This window comes from Pseudomonas sp. RA_35y_Pfl2_P32 (genome assembly GCF_963970735.1).
In the GTDB taxonomy this organism is placed as follows: Bacteria; Pseudomonadota; Gammaproteobacteria; order Pseudomonadales; family Pseudomonadaceae; genus Aquipseudomonas.
Window position 1 is genome coordinate 1 of the sequence record NZ_CAXAQF010000448.1, and the last position, 255, is coordinate 255.

The 255-nt window shown below is 58.4% G+C and carries 1 protein-coding gene; it reads right to left on the bottom strand.

What is annotated here, in order from left to right; translation table 11 throughout:
- On the bottom strand, window positions 1-255 hold a 255-nt coding region (locus tag AACY45_RS29110; protein WP_339548918.1), incomplete at both ends, for an aldehyde dehydrogenase family protein.

Below are 255 nucleotides of genomic sequence, written 5' to 3' on the forward strand. Positions count from 1 at the left end.
TTTGTTGGTGCCCTTGAGCAGGGTCGGCTGGATGTAATAGCCGGTCGCCAGGTTGCCCTCGAGTTTTTCCACCTTGCCACCGGTCAGCAGCTCGGCGCCTTCGCCCTTGGCGATTTCCAGGTAGGAGAGAATCTTGTCGAATTGCTGCTCGGACGCCTGGGCGCCGACCATGGTGTCGGTGTCCAGCGGGTCGCCACGCTTGATTTGCAGGACCTTCTTCATCACCACTTTCATGAAGTCGTCGTAGATCGACTC